This is a genomic window from Mycoplasma sp. P36-A1, assembly GCF_049478495.1.
In the GTDB taxonomy this organism is placed as follows: Bacteria; Bacillota_I; Bacilli_A; order JAJDGJ01; family JAJDGJ01; genus P36-A1.
Window position 1 is genome coordinate 36,030 of sequence record NZ_CP168083.1, and the last position, 20,264, is coordinate 56,293.

22 protein-coding genes are annotated in these 20,264 nt (G+C 26.4%); 16 read left to right on the forward strand and 6 right to left on the reverse strand.

The window, feature by feature from the left end:
• Positions 1 to 112: 112 nt before the first annotated feature.
• Positions 113 to 1,234, forward strand: a complete 1,122-nt coding sequence (locus ACD762_RS00160) for a YibE/F family protein (RefSeq protein ID WP_423363798.1) — start codon at positions 113 to 115, stop codon at positions 1,232 to 1,234.
• A 2-nt stretch (positions 1,235 to 1,236) separates the two neighbouring features.
• Positions 1,237 to 1,869 (forward strand): class I SAM-dependent methyltransferase, encoded by a 633-nt coding sequence (locus tag ACD762_RS00165; protein WP_423363799.1) that lies wholly within the window; start codon positions 1,237 to 1,239, stop codon positions 1,867 to 1,869.
• Between the two features lie 41 nt (positions 1,870 to 1,910).
• On the opposite strand, the gene ACD762_RS00170 is transcribed toward ACD762_RS00165, so the two are convergent.
• Positions 1,911 to 2,189 carry an HPr family phosphocarrier protein gene (locus ACD762_RS00170; RefSeq protein ID WP_423363800.1) on the reverse strand — a complete coding sequence of 93 codons (279 nt, stop codon included), beginning with the start codon at positions 2,187 to 2,189 and terminating at the stop codon, positions 1,911 to 1,913.
• A 358-nt stretch (positions 2,190 to 2,547) separates the two neighbouring features.
• On the opposite strand from ACD762_RS00170, the gene ACD762_RS00175 reads away from it, so the two are divergent.
• The 6 genes from ACD762_RS00175 (at position 2,548) to ACD762_RS00200 (ending at position 7,539) form a co-directional block, all read left to right on the forward strand.
• Positions 2,548 to 3,453, forward strand: coding sequence for an ROK family protein (locus ACD762_RS00175; protein WP_423363801.1), 906 nt, complete (start codon positions 2,548 to 2,550; stop codon positions 3,451 to 3,453).
• Positions 3,454 to 3,465: 12 nt separating this feature from the next.
• The gene (locus tag ACD762_RS00180) at positions 3,466 to 4,119 is read left to right on the forward strand and encodes a hypothetical protein (RefSeq protein ID WP_423363802.1); all 654 of its coding nucleotides are present in this window, start codon (positions 3,466 to 3,468) and stop codon (positions 4,117 to 4,119) included.
• Positions 4,119 to 5,228 (forward strand): glycoside hydrolase family 3 N-terminal domain-containing protein, encoded by a 1,110-nt coding sequence (locus ACD762_RS00185; protein ID WP_423363803.1) that lies wholly within the window; start codon positions 4,119 to 4,121, stop codon positions 5,226 to 5,228. The genes ACD762_RS00180 and ACD762_RS00185 overlap by 1 nt, the downstream gene beginning before the upstream one ends.
• A gap of 583 nt (positions 5,229 to 5,811) precedes the next feature.
• On the forward strand, positions 5,812 to 6,528 hold the full coding sequence (gene deoD, locus ACD762_RS00190; protein WP_423363804.1) for a purine-nucleoside phosphorylase: 717 nt from the start codon (positions 5,812 to 5,814) through the stop codon (positions 6,526 to 6,528).
• A gap of 95 nt (positions 6,529 to 6,623) precedes the next feature.
• Entirely contained in the window at positions 6,624 to 7,379 is a 756-nt protein-coding gene (locus ACD762_RS00195) for a transposase (protein ID WP_423363805.1), read from the forward strand.
• On the forward strand, positions 7,312 to 7,539 hold the full coding sequence (locus tag ACD762_RS00200; RefSeq protein ID WP_423363806.1) for a transposase: 228 nt from the start codon (positions 7,312 to 7,314) through the stop codon (positions 7,537 to 7,539). Before ACD762_RS00195 ends, ACD762_RS00200 begins: the two co-directional genes overlap by 68 nt.
• On the opposite strand, the gene ACD762_RS00205 is transcribed toward ACD762_RS00200, so the two are convergent.
• The 4 genes from ACD762_RS00205 to nox form a co-directional block, all read right to left on the reverse strand.
• Entirely contained in the window at positions 7,528 to 7,974 is a 447-nt protein-coding gene (locus tag ACD762_RS00205; protein ID WP_423363808.1) for a hypothetical protein, read from the reverse strand. The two genes, ACD762_RS00200 and ACD762_RS00205, sit on opposite strands and share 12 nt — an antisense overlap.
• Positions 7,975 to 8,100: 126 nt before the next feature.
• Positions 8,101 to 8,757: a hypothetical protein gene (locus ACD762_RS00210; RefSeq protein ID WP_423363809.1), complete on the reverse strand. Its 657-nt coding sequence runs from the start codon at positions 8,755 to 8,757 to the stop codon at positions 8,101 to 8,103.
• A 17-nt stretch (positions 8,758 to 8,774) separates the two neighbouring features.
• Entirely contained in the window at positions 8,775 to 9,116 is a 342-nt protein-coding gene (locus ACD762_RS00215; RefSeq protein WP_423363810.1) for a matrixin family metalloprotease, read from the reverse strand.
• Positions 9,117 to 9,792: 676 nt separating this feature from the next.
• Positions 9,793 to 11,139 carry a H2O-forming NADH oxidase gene (gene nox, locus ACD762_RS00220; RefSeq protein WP_423363811.1) on the reverse strand — a complete coding sequence of 449 codons (1,347 nt, stop codon included), beginning with the start codon at positions 11,137 to 11,139 and terminating at the stop codon, positions 9,793 to 9,795.
• A 322-nt stretch (positions 11,140 to 11,461) separates the two neighbouring features.
• Between nox and ACD762_RS00225 the strand changes: the two genes are divergently transcribed.
• The 7 genes from ACD762_RS00225 (at position 11,462) to ACD762_RS00255 (ending at position 17,318) form a co-directional block, all read left to right on the forward strand.
• On the forward strand, positions 11,462 to 12,178 hold the full coding sequence (locus ACD762_RS00225; RefSeq protein ID WP_423363812.1) for a hypothetical protein: 717 nt from the start codon (positions 11,462 to 11,464) through the stop codon (positions 12,176 to 12,178).
• A 15-nt stretch (positions 12,179 to 12,193) separates the two neighbouring features.
• Positions 12,194 to 12,703 (forward strand): hypothetical protein, encoded by a 510-nt coding sequence (locus ACD762_RS00230; RefSeq protein ID WP_423363813.1) that lies wholly within the window; start codon positions 12,194 to 12,196, stop codon positions 12,701 to 12,703.
• A 131-nt stretch (positions 12,704 to 12,834) separates the two neighbouring features.
• Positions 12,835 to 13,185 (forward strand): 50S ribosomal protein L19, encoded by a 351-nt coding sequence (gene rplS, locus ACD762_RS00235; RefSeq protein WP_423363814.1) that lies wholly within the window; start codon positions 12,835 to 12,837, stop codon positions 13,183 to 13,185.
• A gap of 85 nt (positions 13,186 to 13,270) precedes the next feature.
• Positions 13,271 to 14,134 (forward strand): RNase adapter RapZ, encoded by an 864-nt coding sequence (rapZ, locus tag ACD762_RS00240; protein ID WP_423363815.1) that lies wholly within the window; start codon positions 13,271 to 13,273, stop codon positions 14,132 to 14,134.
• The gene (locus ACD762_RS00245; protein WP_423363816.1) at positions 14,115 to 15,095 is read left to right on the forward strand and encodes a gluconeogenesis factor YvcK family protein; all 981 of its coding nucleotides are present in this window, start codon (positions 14,115 to 14,117) and stop codon (positions 15,093 to 15,095) included. The genes rapZ and ACD762_RS00245 overlap by 20 nt, the downstream gene beginning before the upstream one ends.
• Positions 15,074 to 16,048, forward strand: coding sequence for a DNA-binding protein WhiA (gene whiA / locus ACD762_RS00250; protein WP_423363817.1), 975 nt, complete (start codon positions 15,074 to 15,076; stop codon positions 16,046 to 16,048). Before ACD762_RS00245 ends, whiA begins: the two co-directional genes overlap by 22 nt.
• Entirely contained in the window at positions 16,041 to 17,318 is a 1,278-nt protein-coding gene (locus tag ACD762_RS00255) for a hypothetical protein (protein WP_423363818.1), read from the forward strand. Before whiA ends, ACD762_RS00255 begins: the two co-directional genes overlap by 8 nt.
• Positions 17,319 to 17,634: 316 nt before the next feature.
• Here ACD762_RS00255 and ACD762_RS00260 read toward each other — a convergent pair whose 3' ends face one another.
• On the reverse strand, positions 17,635 to 18,543 hold the full coding sequence (locus ACD762_RS00260) for a LysR family transcriptional regulator (protein ID WP_423363819.1): 909 nt from the start codon (positions 18,541 to 18,543) through the stop codon (positions 17,635 to 17,637).
• A gap of 156 nt (positions 18,544 to 18,699) precedes the next feature.
• On the opposite strand from ACD762_RS00260, the gene ACD762_RS00265 reads away from it, so the two are divergent.
• Positions 18,700 to 20,253: an acyl CoA:acetate/3-ketoacid CoA transferase gene (locus ACD762_RS00265; RefSeq protein WP_423363820.1), complete on the forward strand. Its 1,554-nt coding sequence runs from the start codon at positions 18,700 to 18,702 to the stop codon at positions 20,251 to 20,253.
• Positions 20,254 to 20,264: the final 11 nt, after the last annotated feature.

Below are 20,264 nucleotides of genomic sequence, written 5' to 3' on the forward strand. Positions count from 1 at the left end.
AAAATATTACTAATTAAACTAAATTATTTCTATCAATATTACTAAAAAAACTACAAATCATGAAACTCAACTTTATGATATAATGTATTAAATAGTAACTTGGAGGGAAATAATGAAAAAAGAAACAATAATAAAATTAATAACAGGAGTGTTAGCAGTAATAATATTATTTGCAGCATATAAATATACAAGTAAAGACATGTACTTTGTGCCTAATGATCAAGATGTTAATTTTGTAAGAGCAGAAGTAAAAGAAGTAAAAGAAAATAATGACTCAGGAGTATTCTTTACATTTTTAGATGAAGATGGAAAAGAACAAACAGGTTTAATGGATAGATATGCAGCAGATAAACTAGGAAGAGTGTTTGCTGGAGATAAAGTAATACTAAACCATGGTGGAACAATGTATGATAATGTTAATTATTCATTTTATGACTTTGTCCGTTTACCAAACTTTATAATATTTGTAGTAGTATTTTTAATTGCAGTAATTATATATGCTAGGTTTAAAGGTTTTAATACCGTAATATCATTAGGATTCACACTTGCAGCCTTATTTTTAGTATTTCTACCGGCAGTATTATCAAGAATGAATGTATACCTATGGTGTACTTTAGCTTGCTTATTCATAGTAATAGTAACAATGATAATAGTATATGGTCCAAGTAAAAAATCACTATCAGCAGGTATAGGTATAATTGCAGGATTATTTGTATCAGCCTTAATAATGTTTGCAACAGAAGGATTCTTATTCCTAAGTGGAATAGGCTCAGAAGATATGTTCTTTTTATCAGCAACATTAGGAGAGCATCAACTAGACTTTAAAGCAATTACTTTCTCAATGATAATCATAGGATCGTTAGGTGCAGTAATGGATATTGGAGTATCAATAGCAGCTTCAATAGCAGAATTAAAAGAAACAAATCCTGATATGAGTACAGCACAATTAATAAAATCAGGAAACAATATAGGTAAAGATATAAATGGAACCATGGTAAATACACTAATCTTAGCATATATAGGTTCAAGCTTTATAAATGTAATAACAATGCTAACATATCAAACAGATATAATGGTATTAATAAATAGAGAAGAGTTCATTTTAGAGCTATTTCAACCAATAGTAGGAAGCTTTGGTATTTTAGCAACACTACCAATAACATCTTTTGTCAGTGCAACAATTATGAATTCAACTAACCTGAGTTTTAGAAAGAAAAAGAAAGTAAAGGAATAAATATGGATCAAGATATAACAAGACAATTATTTGATGCAATGTCAACTAATTATGATAATTCAGAAAGAGTTTATATCGCAAATCAAATATCATACAAAATCAAATCACTACTAAATGATACAAAGTCTAAAACAGCACTTGAAGTAGGTAGTGGAACAGGACTAGTAGGATTATCTTTAATTAATGAATTTGAGTCAATAACTTTAAATGATATTTCAGAATGTATGTTAAAAGTAATAGATGAAAAAATAAAAAATTTTAATATAGTTAATGTGAAAACAAATAATTATAACTATTTAAATATAGAAAAAGATAGTCAAAAGTTTGATTATATATTTGTGATACAGACACTTTTACACATAAAAGATACCAAGAAGTGTCTTGAATCATTATCAAGAAGACTAAATGATGATGGACACTTAATAATAATAGATTATGTTATAAATAACAAAGTTAAAAATGAAAGAATACACAATGGATTTGATAGAGAACAACTAGTAAAAATATTAGAAGAAAACTTACTAGAAATAAAAACAAATGATATGTTTCTAAAAGACCGTGTGGCATTAACAGGAATAAAAGCTAGTCTATTTGTAATAGAAGCAACAAATAAAAAAAGAATTATAATTGTCTAAGTAAAGACAACTATAATTCTTTTTTTTAATATATATTAAAACTAATAATATATAACTTTAGCTATTTGTTTTTCAATAAAAAATTCAGTAATACTATGAGCTGCCTCATATTCATCAGAACCATCAATGGTAATTTCAATATTTTGACCATTAGCAATACCTAATGCAAGAATATTTAAAATAGATTTTAAATTAGCACTTTTATTATCACAAATAATAGTTATATCACTATTAAAATGACTGGCTACATTTACAATGTTTGCTGCAATTTTTGCATGAATACCAATTGGTTCAATAATTTGTAATTTTATTGTTTGCATCATTATCACTCCATACTTTATTATAACGCATATTTTCTATAAAAACAATTGTATAAAAAATAACAAAAAGTATGTGTAAAGTTAAATGTAAAGTAGAAATAAGTCTTACAAAGCTTTAATATGCTATATACATTAAAAGCTATCATAAATTTATAGAAGAGTTTAGTGATATTATAAACTTAAATAAGTAAGTATTTCTATAATATGTTTGTTATGATCTTTAATAGATGATTATATAATATTGTTATACTTATAAAAATAGAAAAAGAAAAAATGGTGATACTCTATAATTAGACAACAACTCACCATAACTAAAAATAGATATATGTTATAATTATGATTATAATGGAGGTAAAAAATGCAATATATTGGAATTGATATAGGCGGAACAAACACAAAAATAGGTTTTTTCAATAATAATTTAGAACTTTTTAAAAAGATAATTATCGATACACAAAAATACAGTGAAGAATTACTTTTGGAAATTGCAAAAATAGTAAATGAAAACAATATTAACAATGAGTATGAAGGAATTGGCATAACAGTTCCTGGATTTATAAAAAAAGATGGGTTTATAAGTGAAATGCCTAATATTAATATCAAAGATATTAATATTAATCAAATAATGAAAGAATATACAAATTTAAACACAATAGGAATCAATGATGGTAATGCTGCAGCAATAGCTGAAATATATAATAGTAAATTAAATAAAAATAATAATTATTTGATAATTACAATTGGAACAGGCTTAGGCGGAGCTATTGTTATAAATAATAAAGTTATACTTGGAAATAGGGGAATGAGTAGTGAAATAGGACACTTAAAAATAGATGAAAAATATAACTTTTTATGCGGATGTGGAAAAAGAGGTTGTGCTGAAACTATAGTTTCTTTAAAAGGAATTAAAAATTTAATTAATTACTACCAAAAAGAATATCCATATTCAAAACTAAATTGTGATAATATTAATGGATTTCTTTATTATAATGCTTTGAGTGAGAATGATGCATTAGCAAATAAAATAATGGAGATACAAAGTCATTATTTATCAAAATTAATAGATAATGTAAATACTATAATAGATCTTGATCAAGTAATAGTCGGAGGAGGATTAGCAAATAAAACAATGTTAAACAATACTATTGCTAATTATTTAAAGATATCACTTGTACAATATCATAATTTAGAAATAAGACTAACAAAAAATAAAAATGACTCTGGTATGATTGGAGCCGTTTACAATTATATAGAAAATAACTAAAAGGAGAATAAGATGAAATTAATAGAAGTAGAAACAAAAGATCAAATAGCAGATGTAATGGTAGGTTTTATACTGGATAAAACAGACGATTTAAAAGAAAATGAATATCTAAAAGTAGGAATAGGTCATGGTATTAATATTGAAGCTTTAATAAAATTATTAAAAGTTCAATTAGAAAATGAACAATTGAATTCTAAACAAGTAGTATTTTATGCTTTAAATAATTTTATTAATGAACAACCTAATACAGGATTTAATAAATATTATCAAGATTTAGAACCATTCCAGATTGAATATCTAAATGAAAATAATAATCAAATAGATTTAGATATTGTTATTGTAGAAATGAATAAAAAAGGTGATATTACAATTAACTACAAAGACATTGCTTTTGAAGATAAGTTACAATTATTAAATATAGAAGATGTTAAAACAGACTTATCATCTTTAAATGATAATAAATATGAAAAAATATTTGATATAGGTTATGCAAATATTCTAAATGCAAAAGAGATATATGTATTAGCAAGCGAAGACGGAATTGATGAAACAATTAAAGAGTTCTTTGAAGGATATGAATCTACAGAAATAATGGTATCTAATTTATTTACACATAAAAATGTAACTGTTATTAGTGATGAACAATCTACAAGATTGTTAGACTAATGAAAAAAATAATAACAACTCTAGTATTATTGCTACTAATAAGTGCATGTTCTAGTAATAATGTTAAAAAAGAAGACGATAAAATAGAACCAGTAAAAACCCAAAAAGAGATAAGAGTTAATGAGATATTAGATAAGATGACTCTAAAAGAGAAAATTGGACAGCTTTTTATAGTAAGGATGCCAGTTGAAAATGCTATAGAAGATGCTAAAAAGTATCACTTAGGTGGTATGGTTATTTTTAGTGATAATCTAGAAAATAAAACACTTGATAGCTTAACTAAATCAAATAAAGCCTTACAAAAAGAATTAGATATTCCTATGCTTATTGGTATAGATGAAGAAGGGGGTACAGTTTCTAGATTAAGTTATTCTAAACTTGTAGAAAAAGCGTTTAAATCTCCACAAACACTTTATAAAGAAAATGGAATGAAAGCTATAAAAGAAGATACAATTGCAAAAAGTCAATTACTAAAATCAGTTGGGATAAACTTAAATCTTGCACCTGTAGTAGATGTTGCAACAGATAGTGATGCATTTATATATGATAGAACAATTGGTTTAAATGCGAAAAAAACAAGTGAATATGCTAAAGTTGTTGTAGAAACAATGAAAGAAAATCAAATGGGTAGTACATTGAAACATTTTCCAGGATATGGTAACAATAAAGATAGTCATGTAGAGATAGTAACTGATTCAAAAAAATTAAAAACATTTAGAAAATCAGATTTTTTACCATTCATAGCTGGTATTAATGCACAAGCAGATAGTATATTAGTATCTCATAATATAGTTAATGCTATTGATTCAACACAACCAGCTTCTATATCTTCAAAAGTACATGATATACTTAGAAATGAACTAAACTTTGATAAAGTAATAATGACAGATGATTTAGATATGGCAGGAATTGCTGAATTTGTTTCTCAAGAAAAAGCAGCACTAAAAGCAATACAGGCAGGTAATGATATGGTAATGACATCACACTATAAACAACAAATACCATATATTATTAAAGCAATCGAAAAAGAAGAAATATCAATTGATCAAATAGATCAATCAGTAACTAGAGTTTTAAATATGAAATATGATTTAAATTTAATTAAATAGTTTATATAACAAATAAAAAGAGCCTTAACTTTTCTTGAAACAAGTAAGTCAAAGCTCTTTTTTTTGTAGCTAATATAATTAACTACAATTCCGCCAAAATATAAATTAAATGAGAAGCCCTTGAGGGCCTCTCAAGTAAACTGGGGGAATTTATGAAGAATATTGTAAGGTATTATGTTCCTTACAACTATATTATATCGTATAAGTATAAATTAAAAAAATAATTTGCTTTATACTAAAAAATGAAAAAAGACACCTTGGGAATGGTGTCCTTTCTACTGGGGGAATTTATGAAGAATATTGTAAGGCTAATGTTCCTTACAAATAGTATTATAGACTATTTATTGCAATCTGTTGTGTAAATGCGGTAAACATTTAGTGAAAAATTTATGCCTTGAAATAAGAAATGTTATTAAATAGTTAGTTAACTTTAACTAGAATTAAAAACAATAGCAAAGTACAAAAAAATAAAAAATAGCATTATAAATTTTAAAAATATGACATAACATGTTATTAAGATAGGGTTATATAAACAAAGATATGCTATAATATATACAAAAATATAGAAAGATGAGGTCTTTATATGAGTGAACTTAAAAATACACCACATATTAATCCAACAGCTAAAATAGCAAAAACAGTATTAATGCCAGGAGATCCATTAAGAGCTAAGTACATTGCAGATACATTTTTAGAAAACGTAGAGCAATTTAATGCAGTAAGAGGAATGCTTGGATACACAGGAACTTATAATGGAAAAGAAATATCAGTAATGGGTTCAGGAATGGGAATGCCATCAATTGGTATTTATTCATTTGAACTATACAATACATATAATGTTGAAAATATAATCAGAATAGGATCAGCAGGGGCATATACAGATAAATTAGATTTATTTGATGTAGTTCTTGTAGACAAAGCTTGGTCAGAGTCATCATTTGCAAAAGTAGCCTTTAAATACAATGAAGAATACATGCAAGCAAGTTCAGAACTAAATGATAGAGCAAAAGAATATGCAAGTAAATTAGATATACAAGTAAAAGAAGCTACTATACATTCTAGTGATGTTTTCTACAGAGCTGAAGCAGCTGAGTTTAATGACATCTACAAAGAACATAATGCAGTATGTGTAGAAATGGAATCATTTGCATTATTTGCAAATGCAAAATATTCTAATAAAAAAGCAGCATGTTTATTAACTATTTCAGACAATTTAGTAACACACAAAGAAACAACTTCAATTCAAAGACAAGAAGCATTTAATGAAATGATGAAAATAGCATTAGAATTTGCTGAATAAAAAGGGGCCGTAATGCATTAGCGTATATAGTCCTATACAATAAAAGGAAGAATGTTTACTCAATATAGAGAAAACATTCTTCCTTTTTAGGATAATTGATATATGAATACCGAATTTATTCTTTAAGAAAAATAGAACAAGCATGTAAAACAGACATACGATTTATGAGTCTATGTAATATAAAGACTCCATCTCATAATGCTTTTGCAACATTTATAAATGAAAATTTAGTTGATAAAAATATAGAAAATATATTTTATGATATAAATAAATATATTATCTCTTGTGATGATTCAATTGATACTTCAAAACTTTATATAGATGGTACTAAATTTGAATCCAATGCTAAAAAGACTAGTTTTGTATGGCATAAAGCAGTTGAAAAATTTCAACAAAAACTATTTACTAATGTTTCAACTTTCATAGTAGAATATAATAAATGTTATGATCAATATTTTCCAGTTAAAAATAAATATAAATCAACATACTTAAAAACAATAATAGAAGATATTGAAATAAATATAAAAAAACAAAAAATTGAGTTTGTTTATGGAAAAGGATCTAGAAAAGGAGATTTACAAAGAAAACATGAAAACATAAATGATTATTATTCAAGATTAGCTAAATATGAAAAACATTTTAAAATATTTGAAAATAGAAACAGTTACTCTAAAAATGATCATGATGCCACTTTCATGCACATGAAATATGATTATTATAACAATACTGGAGTTTTTTCAACCAGGGTATGATATCCAAGTAGGAGTTTCAAGTGAATATATAATGGTTGCAGATATATTTCAGTGTGCCAATGATTTGAGAACATTCATTCCATTAATGGATTTGTATAAATCTAAATATAAAAGTTATCCACAGTATCTAGTAGGTGATGCTGGATATGGTAGTTTTGAAAATTATAAATATTGTAAAGAACACAATATGGAATTATCTTTAAAACATCAGAAAATGAATTCAAAATTTGTCCTGAAAATCACGTTTTTAATGTTTTAGTAAATGAAAGTATAATAGATGTAAATGGCTACGGAAAAAAACAATATAAATATGAATGTATAAATGTGAATGTACTAAATGTAGGGACTGTCTATTAAAATCCTCATAATTAGTTACCATATATTTAATTAATTCATTTAATAATTCAATACATACACAATTTTCCAGGTACTCTATTACAAAAGAAACTTCATTTGGAAGTAGTATATTTTTAATAACTAGAAAGACTGATTCCATGTAAAAATCTTTTGTAACATCATTTCCTAGTTCATCAACATAATACTTTCTTATAAGTCCACTAGTAGCTATATATTTAACTGATGGGCTATTTCCACTATATGAAATAACGTTGTTTTTTGCTAAATTTATTATTTTACCATATTTATTAATTCTTCTTCTATACCAGTTAGTTTTATTTTTAGAGATTTTCAACATATTTTGAAATATTCATATTTGCCACCATACTATAAAATTTACAAAATATTTTTAAATAATTAAAAAGGCAAGTTAATAATCTAACTATCAATTTGCCCGATATTTTTGATTTTCTCATTGATTCAATTATTTTAAATCACTTACAGCTACTTTTACAGTATCTTCATTAATATTTATAAATTTATCAAGATCACCACTTCTTGCTTTTCCATTTGCTGTTGATAACAGAGCTCCCGCAGAATTATTTAGAATGTAATATTTTTTTAACTTTTTATCGTATGAAATAAAGAATAATCTTCTTTCATTGTTCTTAATCATTGCATCATCTTCACTAGTAACTTTAACATATTGTTTTAATTCTTCAGAAGTTGGTTCTTTATAGAATGATTTATTTTTTATAGAATCTCCTGCTTCATTTAAATATTCATCCAATTGAACTTCTCCACCTGCATTATTTAATACAATATCTTGTTTTTTATATTTTCCTTTTACAACTTCTTCTATTTTTATATCATAGTTAGTTGCAATATTTCCATCTTCAGCTACCTCTGTGTTTTCTTCATTTTTAATAGTACCTATCACTACTAAATCTGCTTTTTTATATAAAGTTTTTGGTGTACCGTCATATACATAAGAATTTTCTACATCAAATTCATATACATATTTTCTTTCTACATCGTTTTTAAGACTTTTGTCACTTTCCTTATTTTTGGTAGTTAAATATGTAACTGATAATATAGCTATGAATGCTATTGTAAGTAGTGCAGTAACTTTTTTCTTCATAACCTTACCTCCTTATATTAATATTTTTGATTAATTGCATTGTGAGCATCTTTTGTAACTTTCATTCCTCCTCTGCTGTCATAATGCATAATTGAGCTTGTTTTATTAATATCTTTTAGCCCCATAACATGTCCCATTTTGTGTATTATTACACGCTGTTTGTTTGCATTAGAGTTTGATTCTAAATATGTTCTATTCAATGTTATTTTCCCCCAATGCCAATTTTTCTTATCCTTATCCTTTGCAGGCATAGCAGTTTGATTTATATAACTTACTGTAGTTCCCAACACACCATTTTCCCCCTTATAACCAGCATACATATCAATTTTTGTATTCTTATTATTAGAAGCATGATACATATATATTGGATTAGCACCAAAACCTGTATATATCCAATTATTTGCTGAATTATGAGTTCTTGTTTTATAACTCGCTGGTACTGATGAGTGAAACCAATAATATATGTTGCCTACACCACCCGATAGATTCTTTTTCTATTTTATATTTCTATTCGTTGTAGCACTTACACTATTACCACCAAAAGTAAATATAAGAGCCATCATTAACAATAGTACAAGACTTTTTTTCATTTTCATATTCTCTCTCTTTTTTTAAAAAAATTAAATTAATTATCAATTAAATATAGAGTTGTGCCCTCCTCTTTTAACTAAAACTATAATATAATTTATTATAAAATAATAGATAGACTGTCTAATTTGTCACTCATACTGTCTAATTTGTCATTAATAAGCAAATCTATATCTCATAAAAATTAAAATAGATAAATTCTCAAAAAAAGGAATAATAGTTTTATAATAATACTATATTGGATATTATAAGGGGAAATATGAAGAAAAAATTAGCAGAATAAAAAAAGCAGAATTAAGCTTAATTGATATATTTAAACTGAATATCGCGATAGGCTTTTTAATAATGCCTTTTATATGAAATATACTAATAATAGAACAAATTCTGTATTAAAACTAAAAAAGCTATAATGCATGATTATTAAATCAATGCATTACAGCTTTTTTTTTATAACTTAGTTAAAGCTACTAAGCCAGCTTTAGTAATAAAATTTGCAGGCTGATTAAAGTGTGGTAAGAAAAATAAATCAGTTAAAGCAAGTTTATCAATAGTATATTGTTGCTGAATTGCTAAAGAGAAGAAATGTAAAGCAAGAGTAATATCATATTCACTTGCCATTTGAGCCCCAATAATTCTTTTACTATCTTTTTCCCAGATTACTTTTAATTTAACTTTATGATTGTCAGGCATAAATTCAGGCTTAATCCACTCTTCAACAGTAACCTGATCAACTGCAATACCTTTTTTAAGAGCAACTTCTTCACTAATACCAGTAGAAGCCATAGTTAATCCATATATATGGATGGCATTGCTTCCTTGAACACCTTGCATGTGTACAGGAATACCAACAGCATTGTAACCTGAAACAATACCAGTTCTTACTGCATTTGTAGCAAGAGCAATATATTCTTGTGAGTTAGTTGCATTAGAATAAATATTAGCACAGTCACCGATTGCAAAAACATCATTTATACTAGATTGTTGTTGATCATTAACAACAACTGCACCATTAGATGCAAGCTCTATATTAGTAGACTTAAGTAAATCTGTATTAGGTTTAAATCCAATTGACATTAAAACCATATCAACATCATACTCATTCTTATCTGTAACTACAGATGTAACTTTATTATCTACACCTTTAATTTCAGTTACAAACTCACCAAGAGATAGTTTTATTCCATTGTCTGTAAGATTATTTTTCATCATATCTTGGAATTCAACATCATAATAATTATTTAAAACATTTTGATCATTAATCAAAATAATTTCTTTACCATTTTCTTTAAAAGCTTCTACTAACTCAACACCAATATAACCAGCACCGACAACAGCAACACGTTTAATATTTGGATCCTTTAACTTTTCAATTACATCAATAGCATTTTGATATATCTTAGCATAAAAAACATTTTCTAAATCTATTCCTTTAATGTTAGGTAAAATTGGCCAAGATCCAAGACCTAAGATTAACTTATCATAACTATCAGTTTTTAATTGTTGAGTAGCTAAGTCCTTAACAACAACTTCCTTGTTCTCAAAATCAACTTTAACAAGTTCATGTTTCATGTTGATTTTAGCACCTCTTTCTGCTAAAACTTCAGGAGTTGCATAAAATAATCCATCCGGTTTATCAATTACATTACCAATCCATAATGCCATACCACAACCTAAAAATGAAATATTGTCATTTTTATCATAAACCACAAGGTCAATATCTTTTTTACTATCAAGCATTGTATTTATTGCAAAAGTCCCCGCATGATTTGCGCCAATTACTATTATTTTTTCCATTTGTGTTCTCCACCTTTCGTACTTGTACATAAAATTAATTCATTATACACATTTCAAATATTTAGTGTATTTATAAAACAATAATAGCAATTAACTAATGCTAAATCAACAACAAACACGACTATAACTTGTGAAAAAACAAACAAATAAACATATATTTGAAAAAATAATAATTTATTGTACATTTTTACAGAAATTACATATACAATAAAAATAAAAGAGCACACAAAAAATGATATAAAATAAATATTCTTTTGCATAAGCAAGCAACTGTGCAAAATCTATAGTATAATAAATATAAATAAATGTAGGAGGATATCAAGTGAAAAGTGATTATATGATATATAAAGTTGAACAAATATTAGAGGAAATTAATGAAAATCCTCCAAGTTGGTTTCTAGATAATATAAAAACACAGCTAGATAGTAATATTACAAATGATGAATTAATCAATATAATAAATGAAATACACAACAAGAATTTAGAAATAATTGATGAAGAATTAACAATTAAATATATTAATACTGATTTACTAGAAAAAATTAAAGAAATTGGAATAAAAGCAGGTGAGTATGAACCTGGAACAATTAAAGAAAATGAATATTATATTCTTGCTTTAAGTGAAGATGTCTATTTAGATTTGGTAAAGAATAACAATGAACTCTTTGATTCAAGAATGATCTATAGTTATGGTTATGTTTACATAAAAAAAGACTTTAAAGTTATGCTTGAAGGAGGACTTCTACTTACATTAGATCAAATTAAAGACTTAGGTTATAATAGTGGTAAAGAATTATATGAAAGCTTAAATCCACAACATGATATTAAAGAAGCAATGTATAAAGTAGGGTATGATATAGAAGAAGGATTATATGTAGTGGGCGATGAAGAAGATATGAATGGCTTTGTAGAAATATATAATGGTCCAATTGGTGTTGAAGAAGAATATAATGAAATAATAGATGAACAACAAAAAATTAATTTATATAAAAATCAATATGTACAATATTTTGATGGATACTTTAAAAAGATAAACTAGAAAGGAAGTATACAAATGAGCTTTGAAGTTATAGATAAAGAAGATTATAAAGCAGTAGCATTAAAACAAATATATCTAGACTTATTTTCAAATAATATAAAAGAGCTTGAAAATCTAAAGGCAGGAGCTATAACTAGAGAAGTATTTGATAAGTTATTTGAAATAATAAGTACTAAAGAAGAATTTATGGAAGATATATTAGAAAATCCCTATCTAATAAAAGAAGAAGATGACCTTTTACTTTGGTTAGAAAAAGATATTCCTAAATTACAAGATTTAGATAACTTAGAAAGTAATGAATTTTTTAAAGCAATAGAAAATTGGATAGTAGCAATAAATATTAATTTAGAAAAAGAATATAATAAAGAGTGTAATGTAAAATACTTAGATATAATAGACATCAACCTTAAAATAAGAGATAGTTTAGTTTTAGGTAAAGGCAAATATGAAGTAGATAGCTCAATAGTAAAAGAAATCTATAAATATAAGGCGGCCCTTATATTAAAAAATAAACGTTTTTCATAAGTAGAGTATTGCAAATATTAATAATATAAGGTAAAATAATAGAGCCTTATTATAAAAGGTAATCTTTTGTGCGCTGGCTATATATAGTATATTCACAGAAGCAATTAACATACAGATGGAGCGTGAAGCAAATGAATTTAGGAATTGTAAAAGAATTAACAAAAAAACAACTTAAAACAGATCTTCCAGAATTTAACTCTGGAGACAGTGTAAAAGTACACGTAAGAATCATTGAAGGTACTCGTGAAAGAGTTCAGGTCTTTGAAGGTGTAGTTATTAAACGTCAAGGTGGAGGAATCGCAGAAACTTATACAGTTAGAAAAATTTCAAACGGTGTAGGTGTAGAAAGAACTTTCCCAATACATTCACCAAAAATTGAAAAAATTGAAGTTATTAAACGTGGTAAAGTTAGACGTAATAAATTATTCTACTTAAGAGAAAGATCAGGTAAATCTGCAAGAATTAAAGAAAAAAGAAGATAATAATTATTACAACAAAAGAGTGGCAACACTCTTTTTTATTATATAATATGATAAAATATAGATAACAAGAACTAGGAGGGTCAATATGGATGTAAAAGAGCTAATCATAGTAGTAGGATTGAGTGGTGCTGGTAAAACTACAGCAAATCGCTATTTTGAAAGTGCAGGATATTATACAATAGATAACTTACCAATAAATAGCTTATATGAAGTTATGGTAGATTTGAATTGTAATTCAAAATATCTTAAGTACTCAATAAGTATTAACACACTATTACTAACAGAAGATCAAGTAAAAGCACAATTAGATAGATTAGGTGGTTTAGATTGGTTAAAATTTAAAATAGTATATTTAGATGTTTCCAAAAAAGAATTAATAAAAAGATATCAACTAACTAGAAAAAAACACCCATTAACAGTACTGAATGAGTCATTAGAACATGCTATAAAACAAGAAGAAGAAATGCTAAGCATATTTAAACAATTTGCAACAATAATAATTGAAACGACTGATTTAACTGTAGATGAATTTAGAAATAAACTAAAAAGGTCTTTTGATAAAATGATTGATCCTCGATTTATTATAGATTTTGTATCTTTTGGATATAAACATGGTATACCAAATGATCTAGATTATGCTTTTGATGTTAGATTTTTACCAAATCCATATTATATTCCAGCATTAAAAGAATTAACAGGTAATAATAAAGAGGTATACAATTATGTTTTAAAACAACCACAAACAACTGAATTTTTAAATATACTTATTCCATTTTTAGATTATTGCATACAACAACAAAAAAATACAAATAGAAGTTACTTAGTAATTGGTATTGGTTGTACTGGAGGTCAACATCGTTCAGTTACAATTGCTAATTACTTAGCAAGACATTATGAAAAAAGTTATAGTGTCTTAACAGATCATCGAAATGCGAAGAAAAACACCTAGTATATTAAATGTTGTATGTATTGGTGGTGGCTCAGGTTTATCACACTTTGTAAAAGGAATAAAAGATTTAGAAAGATTAAGAATTGATTGTATAGTTACAGTTGCAGATAATGGTGGTAGTACTGGAACATTAAAAGAAGAATTAAACATGCCAGCAGTTGGGGATATCAGAAATGTATTATTAGCATTGTCTAATGCACCATCTGACATGGATAAAATGTTATCATATCGTTTTGATAAAGGTGGATTAAGTGGCCACTCATTAGGGAATATAATGATAGCTGGTCTTTATCAATCTACTGATTGTAATTTGATAAAAACAATAGAGAGTCTATCAGAGATATTCAATGTTAGAGGTAATATAATACCTAGTACAAGCCAAGTAGTAGATATAAAGGCCACATTAGAAAATAATCAAGAAGTAGTAGGCGAAAAACAAATTGGAAAAATAGGTCAAAAAATAAAGCGAATAGAGTATGTAAATAATGTTATTGCAACAAGAGAAGCTGTTTTAGCTATTCGCAAAGCCGATATAATAATATATAGTATCGGTTCATTATATACATCTTTAATTCCAAATTTAATTATCCCTGAAATACGAAGAGCACTGTATCGATCACGAGCAAGAAAAATATATTTTGCAAATCTAATGTCACAGCCTGGAGAAACAGATAATTATAAACTAAGTGATTATGTTGAATCAATCAATAACCATTTAGGTTTTCTTGGAATAGATGTTATAATAGTGAATAATCAAAAGATTAGTCAAGAAGCTCTAGAACGATACTCACATAAAAAAGCATATCCAGTAATTTATAATAAAGAGAAAATTGATAAGAGAATAAAAATTATAGAATATGATATTGCAAAAATAGATGAAGAAAATAAAATAATGCATAGTCCCAAAAAAATAAAGAAATTACTAGGAGAGGATATTTCATGTCTTTTTCAAGAGACGTAAAAATAGAACTTTGTCAAAATGATTTAGATGAAAGTTGTAAAAAGGCATTTATTAGTGCTATAATAAAACTTAATAGCACACTTGGAATAAATAAAAGTGGTGTAAGTGTCAATATATCATTTGAAAATGTCACAATAATTAAGTATATATACGAAATACTTAAACAAGTATATAAGATAGAAACACAGATTATAGTGTCAAAAAAAATGAAGTTAAATAAAGGAAATGTTTATACCTTAAAAATTGTAGATAAAGCCTTAATGATATTAGATGATTTAAAATTGATGGACGGATTTACCTTTACAGATGTAATTGCAAAAGAGTACTTAAAAAATGAAGGTTGTCATAAAGCTTATTTAGCAGGTAGCTTTGTAGCAGCAGGATCAGTTAACTCACCACAAAACTCAAATTATCACTTAGAAATACAATCAAATGATAAAGAGCATTTATTAAATTTGTTGAAAATGATAGAACAGCTTAATAAAGGCCGTTATCCTTTAGATATTAACTTTAAAATGACACAAAGAAGAAAAAATTATGTGCTATATTTAAAATCATCAAGGGAAATAGTTGATTTTTTAAATTATATAGGAGCCACAAGCTCGACATTTCATTATGAAGATGTTAGACTACAAAGAGATTTTATTAATTCTTTAAATAGAATGAATAATATGGATGTAGCAAATGAACAAAAAGTTCAAAAAGCAGCAAACCAACAAATTGAAATGATAAGTAATATAGAAAAAACAATAGGATTGGATGCACTAGAAGAAAAGCTTCGATTAATTGCTAAAGTAAGATTAGAAAACCCAGATGCAAGTTTAAATGAATTATGTGAAATATATAATGACATAACAAATGAAAATATATCTAAATCGGGTATGAACCATCGACTTAGAAAAATAAAAGAGATTGCAAGTAAAATCAATATAAGAGGTGATGAAATTGGCTAAAAGTAGAGTTAAAAGTGATGCCGAATATCAAAAAATGCTTGGTGTAGAAGAAAAGAAAGCAGAAGATAAAAAGGTAACCAATGATGCAAGTCAGTACTTTGATGAGCTAAGAGGTACCAAGAAAACAAATACAGATAATCCTTTCGATAGGGTAATTTCAGTATCAGAACTAAAAGAAAGCATCAAAAATAATGATCCTAAATATAGTGTAGAAAATATAAAAGAAGAAATTGCTAAAAATCAAATTTCAAATAGAAATAGTGAAAAAGAACAACCTATTGATTTAGATGAAGTAATAATTGTTGATAAAAATCAACCAACAAATTCAAATAAACAAAAAGGTGCATTCAGTTTTGAAGCTAATTCTAGAAAGCTATATGAGAATTTAAGAGAAAACAGCATTTCTGTAAAAAGTGTAGATGCTAAAGAAGTTAACTATAGTGATCTTAAAGAAAAAGATGATATAGAAATAATAGAACCTAAATCAATTTCTCAAGAAAGAGATAATTCTTCATTAATAGTAAAAGATGAAATAGAAACAATTCCAGATACTAAGCCAACTGATTTAAAAGATGAATTTGATAAAGTTAATAATAACGAGGATATCGTTAACTATGATGTAGTAACAGACTTTACAAGAGAAAATGAAAACTTCTTAGATCAAATTAGACAAGGTATAGCATCAAGAGAACAACAAGCAGTAGAAAAAGAAGAAGTAGCAGAAATAGAAGCAGAAATAGAAGAACCAGAAGTTAAAATACCAGAAACTGATACTATAGAAGAACCCCAAAACTTAGATGATACATTAATGTTTTCAAAATTCTTTACAAATAATCAAGAGCAAGATGATGATATTACTGATGAAATAGAAATACAAGATACACAAGATCTATTTAAACATTTAAATTCACAAATGGAATCACTTTCACATGAAGCAGAATATGAAGATACTCATATAAATGATGATAATGATCAAGGTCATCATACTAATGATACACAAATAATCAATACCCAACCTCAAATAGATACAGAAAATACAATAATGAGTAACACAAAAAGAAATAATGAAAGATTAAGTGATACTTTAAGCATGGCATTAGGACCAAATGATGAAAATTCTATGTCAACTAAAACATTAGATTTAAGTGATTTAGAAAAAGGAACGAAAAAAAAGAAGAAAAGATCTACAATAGATATGGTAATAAATACAGTTCTTCTTATAATGATAGCAGTAATTATTTACCTATTATTTAAATATACTCAAGGATAAACACAAAGAAAATCACGTAAAAACGTGATTTTTTTATATGATTAATTTATAATACATATTATTATTTTCAATAAATAAGTACATTTTTTATTCATTATGTATATATCTAGAGAGATTTGTATAAAAAAATAAAGGAAAATTATAAAAAAATACCATTTGACAATTATTTATTAACTAAAGTCTATCAACTAAACTTATATAGAAAATCAATAAACAACAAAAGTAAATTATACTAATGCTATTTATTGATTTTTTTTATAAATTCATAAGATTAATAAATACTAAATGGTGTTATACGAGTGTTAAGATATGGTATTTATTTGTCTTGTGAACTATTAAAGAATTTTTTCACAAAGTCAATAAACAGTAAACACTCTGGTCTTAAAAGTTTATTTTTATTATATGATAAGTTTACTTGCCACTTAAATTTATCAAAAAATTTAATATAAGTCATGTCATCATTATTATAAATTTTAGAAAGTGGAAGTGGTAAAATAGTAAGAAAATTATACTCTGGATTATTAGAAACAATCTCTAAAGCATAATCCCATCTAGAAGTAGTTTGAAAGTAATTTGGCTTAGATCCATGATTATTAAAATAGACATCAATCATCTTATAAAGAGTAAATGTTTCATTTAAACCAATCAATTGATAAGCTGCAATATCTTTAGTAGAAATGACATTTTTACTAGCTAATGGATGATCATTTCTTAACATACAAACTAAGTCACTATCATAAATAACAAAGGAATCAAACTCATCTTCTGATAAAAATAAAGTTAAAAATCCAAAGTCTAATTCGCCTTCTAATAGCCTATTTCGCCCAATAAATGCACCTTCTTCGTAGATTGTAACATCAATGTTAGGATATTTTTTTTTGAATTGAGGAATAACTTTTGGAGTTACAATTGGTTGTGTAACTGGAGGAATAGCAATTGATAAATGTCCTGATAAATAATCAGCATCTTCAATATCAATAACCATTTGATTAGCATTTTCTAGTAAATCTTTTGATTTTTTATAAAGTTTTTCTCCAGCTAAAGTTAAACGTACAAACTTATTTTTTTCCTTTACTAATAATTTCTCATGAAATCTTTCTTCTAAATAATCAATAGTCATACTTAATGAAGGTTGAGAAATATTTAAATGTTTGCTGGCTTTAGAAAGCTTTAAATCACTGTCAACAATACCAACAAAATAATACAGTTTTTGTAAATCTATCATTTTTAGTCACCTTTTTCTATTATATCATAAATTAAGTATACAATGAAAATAAATATTTTTGAAGTTAATTATAAAATTTATATATTTTAATTATAGAGTTGCAAATCCTATAATAAAGTTAGCAGAAGAAATGCTGATTGAAAGGATGATAAAAAAATGGAGATAATTGCAAGTAGTAAAATTGCAAGCCTTATTAAAAATGAAGCTACAGTAATGGTAAGTGGATTTATTGGTTCGGGAGTTCCAGAAGAATTACTTCTAGAAATAGAAAAAAATTACTTAGAAAAACAAAGCCCAAAAGACTTAGAATTAATCTTTTGTGCTGGTGTAGGTGATGGAAAAGATAAAGGATTAAATCACTTAGCACACGAAGGTCTAGTAAAAAGAACTATTGGAGGACATTATGGTCTTTCACCAAAAATCACTAAGCTTGTATTTGAAAATAAAATTGCTGCTTATAACTTCCCTCAAGGAATAATGGCAAGATTAATTAGAACAAGTGCAGCAAAAGTGCCATTTATAGTTTCAAAGGTAGGACTTAACACATTTGTAGATCCACGAATTGAGGGTGGTAAACTAAACAAAGAGTGTAAAGATGATTTAGTTAAATTATTTATTGATGATGATGGTAGTGAATTATTAAAATACAGCTCATTTAATGCAGATGTAGCTTTAATAAGAGGAACTTATGCTGATAAAAAAGGAAACATTAGTTTTGCTAAAGAACCATTAATTACTGATAGTTTATCAATGGCTCAAGCGGCTAAAAATAATGGAGGAATAGTAATTGTTCAAGTTGAAGCTGTTGTAGATGAAACATTTGATCCAAAAACAGTTGTTGTTCCAGGAATTTTAGTTGATTATGTTGTAGTTGCAACTAATCCAGAATATCAAATGCAAACATTCCATACAGATTATAATGAAGAATTTGTAAAAAACTCAGGTAAAGAAATTAAACTACCAACAGTAAAATTATCAGATAGAAAAATTATTGCTAGAAGAGCAGCAATGGAATTATCAAAATCTGATGCTGTTTTAAATTATGGAATAGGAATTCCAGAGATGGTAGCAAATGTCTTAAATGAAGAAGGTGTAGAAGAACACTTTACACCAACAGTTGAGCCAGGAATTATTGGTGGAGTGCCACAAGGTGGATTAGACTTTGGAGCAAGTATGTGTCCAGAAATGATCTTAACTCAAAACTATCAATTTGACTTTTACGATGGTAATGGAATTGATTGTACGTTCTTAGGATTAGCACAAACAGATCAATATGGAAACTTAAATGTATCAAAATTTGGCCCTAAAATTGCAGGTGCAGGTGGTTTCATTAATATTTCACAAAACGCTAAAAAAGTAATATTCTGTGGAACATTTAAAGCAGGAGCAAAATTAACAGTAGAAAACAATGAATTAAAAATAAACGAAATAGGACACACAAAGAAATTCATTGAAAATGTGGAACAAATTACATTCTCAAGTCAATATGCAATAGATAATAATTTAGAAGTATTGTATGTAACAGAAAGAGCTGTCTTCGATTTAGATAGAGAAAACAAAAAATTAAGATTAATCGAAATTGCTCCAGGAATGGACTTAGAAAAAGATGTACTACAAGAAATGGATTTTAGACCAGTAGTCAGCGAAAACTTAAAAATCATGGATTCATCAATCTTCAATGAAGATAAAATGAACCTAAAACTTAAATAGGAGGATTAAAC